The sequence below is a fragment of the Frankia canadensis genome, assembly GCF_900197875.1.
Lineage (GTDB): Bacteria > Actinomycetota > Actinomycetes > Frankiales > Frankiaceae > Frankia > Frankia canadensis.
This window is the reverse complement of record NZ_FZMO01000261.1, coordinates 1-5,083: the sequence shown is the minus strand read 5'-3', so window position 1 is coordinate 5,083 and position 5,083 is coordinate 1. Positions and strand designations below refer to the sequence as shown.

Sequence of the window (5,083 nt, the reverse complement as noted above, 5' to 3'; positions counted from 1 at the left end):
TCGAAAAAACCTCCACCGGCCTGGCACGGCGGTACGATCTGATCCGTGTCGAGGATATAAACATCCTGGGTATGACCCGGTCGGCCCGGGGCACCGTGGAGATGCCGGGCCACAACGTCCGGCAGAAAGCCGGGCTGAACCGGTCGATCCTCGGCTCCGGCTGGGGATCTCTGGTCCACCGTCTCGAACAGAAAGCCCCCGGCCGGGTCGAAAAGATCCCGGCCGCCTACACGTCTCAGCGTTGCTCGGCCTGTGGGCATACGGCGTCTGGGAACCGCGAGAGCCAAGCGGTATTCCGGTGCGCTGCCTGCGGGCACACGGCCAACGCGGACGTCAACGCAGCAGTGAACATCGCCGCAGGACGTGCGGTGACCGCGCGGGGAGGCACGGCGTCGGCCGTGCCCGTGAACCGTGAACCTCAACACCGCGCACCCCCTTCTGGTGGATGTGTAGGAGTTGGAATCCCTCGCCTTCAGGCGGGGGAGGACGTCAACGCGTGAACCCCTCGTGGAATGTCCAGGTGTCCGGAGGGACGGGTGTCCGGATCCGGGGCGCGGAACCGTTCGGCGACGCCCCCGTCGACGGTAGGCCAGGAGCCCACGAGCCAGGCAGGGCCGATCGTCGTCCGTCGGCCGGGCTGTCCGGCACGGCGCCCACCGTCCGGACGGTGCCGGACGGCGCGGGGAGCGGTCAGGCGGCCTTGGCGGCGCGGAAGCCCCGGTCGAGGTCGGCCAGGATGTCGTCGATGCCCTCGATGCCGACCGACAGCCGCACGAGGTCCGCGCTGACCCCGCTGTCCGCCTGCTCGGCGGCGGTGAGCTGGGCGTGGGTCGTCGAGGCCGGGTGGATGGCCAACGAGCGGACGTCGCCGACATTGGCCAGATGGCTGTGCAGCTCCAGCCCCTCGATGAAGGCCCGCCCGGCCGCGGCGCCACCGTCGATGCCGAACGCGAGCACCGCCCCGGCGCCGCGAGGCAGGTAATGGCGAGCCGCCGCGTGCCACGGGCTGGACGCCAGCCCCGGATAGGCGACCCAGCCGACCTGGGGATGCGCGGCGAGCCAGGTGGCGACCCGGTCGGCGTTCGCGCTGTGCCGCTCCATCCGCAGCGACAGCGTCTCCAGACCCTGCAGCAGCAGGAACGCGTTCGTCGGCGACAGGGCCGGCCCCAGGTCGCGCAGCAGCCGGGCGCGGGCCCGCACGATGTACGCGGCCTCGCCGAACTCCTCCTGGAAGACCACGCCGTGATAGGCGGGGTCGGGGGTGACGAGGCGGGGATGGCGCCCGGCGGACCAGTCGAACCGCCCGCCGTCGACGATGATCCCGCCGATCGACGTCCCGTGGCCGCCGATGAACTTCGTCGCCGAGTGCACCACGATGTCCGCGCCGTGCTCCAGCGGACGGTTGAGGAACGGGGACGCGAGGGTGTTGTCGACGATCAGCGGTACCCCGGCGTCGTGACCGACCCGGGCGATGCCCGCGGTGTCCAGGACGTTGCCCCGCGGGTTGCCGATCGTCTCGCCGTAGAGCGCCACCGTGGTCGGCCGGATCGCGGCGCGCCACGCGTCGAGGTCGTCCGCGTCGTCCACGAAGGTCGTCTGGACACCGAGCTCGGCGAGAGTGTGCCGCAACAGGGCGTAGGTGCCGCCGTAGAGCGAGGTCGAGGACACGATGTGGCTGCCGGCCCCGCCGAGGTTGAGCAGGGCCAGGGTGATCGCCGCCTGGCCGCTCGCCGTTGCCAGCGCCCCCACTGCGCCCTCCAGGTCGGCGACGCGGCGCTCGAGGGCGTCCTGGGTCGGGTTGACCACCCGGGTGTAGGTGAACCCGACCTCGGCCAGCGAGAACAGGTCGGCCGCGTGCTGGGTGTCGTCGAAGACGAACGACGTCGTCTGGTAGATCGGCACGGCGCGGGCGCCGGTGGCCGGATCCGGCGCCGCGCCGGCGTGCACCTGTCGGGTCTCGAAACTCCAACCGGTCTGGGGTGCGGTCACGACGGTCCTCTCGCTGTGACGTCGGCGTAGTAGCGGCGGGCCACCTCCGGATGGCTGCGCAACCAGCTCTTGAGGGTGTTCACGCCATGCTGGGCGAAGATCGGGTTGTCCGGGTCGGGCGGAGGCGCGTCGCCGATCTCGCGGACGAGCTCGTCGGGCAGGGGTACGGGTTCGAGGGTGGCCGACAGCCGCGGCCCGAAAAAGTACGCCACGGACATCCGCTCGTGTCCCGCCGGCGGGCTCACGACCCGGTGCGTCGTCGCGCGGTAGTAGCCGCGGGTGGCCAGCTCGAACATCTCCCCGATGTTGACGACGAAGGTGCCCGGACGCGGCGCCGCGTCGATCCAGCCGTCACCGTCCGGGCCGGCGACCTGCAGGCCCGCCGGGCCCGGACGGCCCGATCCGCCCGCGTGGTCGGACCCGCCGGTGTGGTCCGGTCCGCCGGTGTGGTCCGGTCCGGCGGTGGGCAGCGGGCGCACGTCGTCCTGCAGCACGAACGTGACGAAGCCGCCGTCCTTGTGGGCGCCGACGCCCTGGTCGCGGCCGGCGGCGTGGCCGGGCGGCGGGGCCTGGTAGCGGATCAGCTTGAGGTGCGAGCGGGGCTCGTCGGCGAAGGTGCGGTCGAGCTCGTCCGGGGGCAGGCCGAGCGACTCCGCGAACGCGCGGACCAGGACCCGCGACAGCCGCCCGAGCCGGGCCATGTAGGCCAGGACGACCGGGCGCAGGTCGGGCACCTGCTCGGGCCACTGGTTCGGACCGTCCAGACGCAGGTAGGCGGGGTCGTCCGGGCCGAGCACCCGGGCGGGCCGCTCGTCGGAGATGTCGATCTGTTCACGGAGGTCCGCGCGGCCGCGGGTGATCTCGTGGCCGAGGCGGGTGTAGCCGCGGAAGTGCGGCGAGTGGATGTTCTCGATCGCCAGCTTCGCCGCGTCGGGCAGGTGGAAGAAGCGGCGGCTCACCTCCAGCACGGCGGCGGTGTCCGCCGCGGGGATGCCGTGCCCGGTCAGGTAGAAGAACCCGGGGCCGTGACAGGCACGGCGCAGCGCGGCGACGAACCGGCCGCCCTCGGCGGTGCCGGCCAGGAACGGGCCGATGTCCAACGTCGGCAGCGCCTGCGGAGCCATACCGTCACTGTGCCAGGCCGTGACCGGCCGCGGGCGGCGCCGCGACGAACAGGGCCCCGGCGGATGCGGTCACGTCCGTCGGGGCCTTCCCGGCCGCCGGCGGGCGGGGCTAGGGCTTGCGGGCGACGGCGCCGTAGATGCTCACCTGTGCGTCGGTCAGCTCCGCCGGCGCGACGATCCTCGCGTGGGCGGCGGGGGAGTCGCCGACCTCCTCGCCGGACGGCAGGGCGTCGCGCGGGTCGGCCAGGTCGGGGCGCCAGCGGTGCACGACCCGCAGACCGGGCTCGACGATCTCCAGACCCGCGAAGAACCGCTCGACCTCGGCGCGGGTGCGCAGGTGCATCGACATGCCGCGGGAGAGGTAGGTGCGCTCGACGTCGCGCATCGCCGGGTCGAAGTCCGGCGTCAGGTGGGTCAGCGAGACGTAGCTGCCCGACGGCAGCAGGTCGACCAGCCGGCTCATGATCCCGTACGGGTCGTCGGTGTTCGGGATGAAGTGGAAGATGGCGATCACCGACAGGGCGATCGGTTCGGTCAGGTCCAGCGTCTCGTGGAGCTGGCTGGCCTGCAGGATGCGGCTGGTGTCGCGAAGGTCGGCGTCGATGTAGGCGGTGCGCCCCTCGCGGGTGCCGGTGAGCAGGGCCCGTGCGTGGGTCAGCACGATCGGGTCGTTGTCCGTGTAGACGACGCGGGCGCCCGGCGTGATGCTCTGCGCGACCTCGTGCAGGTTCGGCGAGGTGGGAATGCCCGTGCCGATGTCGAGGAACTGCCGGATGCCGGCCTCGGCCGCCAGGTAGCGGGTGGACCGGTTCATGAACATCCGGTTCTGCCGGACGACGTTGCGCGAGTTCGGGAAGACCTTGATGACCTGGTCGCCGGTCTCCCGGTCGGCCGGGAAGTTGTCCTTGCCGCCGAGGAAGTAGTCGTACATCCGGGCCGGGTGCGGAACGTCGACCTGGAGGTCGATGCCGGCGGCGGATCCCTCCCGAGTGCTGTCGATCTCCTGCGGTTCCGCTTCGGTCATCGCGGCTGCCCCTCTTGTTCGTACCGTGGGGGTGGTCGGCGAATCCCGCGCGCCACTTCACGCGCGACAAACCGCCTCGGACCCACCATAGTGGGTGACGTCGGACCCGCGATGCGCCGTCGACCGGTTCCGTTCCGTCGCGGGCGGCGGCCTGGCCGCCGTCAGCCAGCCAGCATCGCCGCGATCCGGGTGCCCGCCGATCCGCACAGGTCCGACACCGGGATCCACCGGTGGTCGGTGACCTCGTCGAGACGCAGGTCCACGGTGCCGGGGCCGGAGGACCGCGCGATCTGGAATGCGAACCGGAAATCGTAGTGGGTGTGTTCCGGTTCGGCGTTCGCGGGATTCTCGGGAATCACGTGGACGTCGATGTCCATCGGGAGATCGCGCAGCGGCCGGACCGCGGAGGGCCGGACGCCGGTCTCCTCGGCGAGCTCCCGCAGCGCGGCCGCCACCAGGGTGGCATCGCCCCCCTCGACGTGGCCGCCCGGGAACAGCCAGCGGTCGAGGACCCGGTGGCGGACCTGCAGAACCCGGTACGTCGTGTCGACGGCGACGGCGCCGCAGGTCACATGGCCGGGCAGGGTGGTGCGGGCGGTCACCGGCGCGGCCGTGGCGGCGAGCTCGAGCAGCGGGGCGAGACCGTCGGCCTCGGTGGGATAGGCGACCAGATAGTCCCGGACCAGGGAGATCACCCGATCGTTCAATCTCTTTTCCTCATTCTTCGTGGAAACGCGTCGCGGGGTGCCGCCGCCGGCATGGCGGCCGGGAATTGCCGGCGTCTCATGATGGCATGACCGGCGGCATTGTCCGGCCGCCTCGACGCGGCGGGCCCGGCGACGGCGTGCGGCGGGCCCGCGATGGGACGCGGCGGGCCGGCGATGGGGCCTGGTGGGTCGGGTGCAGGGCGCGGTGGGGCGAAACCCGGGCGCGATGAGGCGGGGAC

General features: G+C 72.3%; 5 protein-coding genes. 1 reads left to right on the top strand and 4 read right to left on the bottom strand.

Translation table 11 applies throughout. The features are described from left to right. The coding region (locus C1A33_RS19850) for an RNA-guided endonuclease InsQ/TnpB family protein (RefSeq protein WP_133150743.1) at positions 1 to 500 on the top strand (500 nt) is incomplete at its 5' end. Positions 501 to 690: 190 nt separating this feature from the next. On the opposite strand, the gene C1A33_RS19845 is transcribed toward C1A33_RS19850, so the two are convergent. From C1A33_RS19845 to C1A33_RS19830, 4 genes are all read right to left on the bottom strand, one after another. Then, positions 691 to 1,989 carry a bifunctional o-acetylhomoserine/o-acetylserine sulfhydrylase gene (locus tag C1A33_RS19845; RefSeq protein ID WP_101832943.1) on the bottom strand — a complete coding sequence of 433 codons (1,299 nt, stop codon included), beginning with the start codon at positions 1,987 to 1,989 and terminating at the stop codon, positions 691 to 693. Next, positions 1,986 to 3,113, bottom strand: coding sequence for an isopenicillin N synthase family dioxygenase (locus C1A33_RS19840; RefSeq protein WP_101832942.1), 1,128 nt, complete (start codon positions 3,111 to 3,113; stop codon positions 1,986 to 1,988). The genes C1A33_RS19845 and C1A33_RS19840 overlap by 4 nt, the downstream gene beginning before the upstream one ends. Positions 3,114 to 3,222: 109 nt before the next feature. Beyond that, positions 3,223 to 4,137 carry an SAM-dependent methyltransferase gene (locus C1A33_RS19835; RefSeq protein ID WP_101832941.1) on the bottom strand — a complete coding sequence of 305 codons (915 nt, stop codon included), beginning with the start codon at positions 4,135 to 4,137 and terminating at the stop codon, positions 3,223 to 3,225. Positions 4,138 to 4,298: 161 nt separating this feature from the next. Beyond that, on the bottom strand, positions 4,299 to 4,844 hold the full coding sequence (locus tag C1A33_RS19830) for an NUDIX hydrolase (RefSeq protein WP_243407740.1): 546 nt from the start codon (positions 4,842 to 4,844) through the stop codon (positions 4,299 to 4,301). Positions 4,845 to 5,083: the final 239 nt, after the last annotated feature.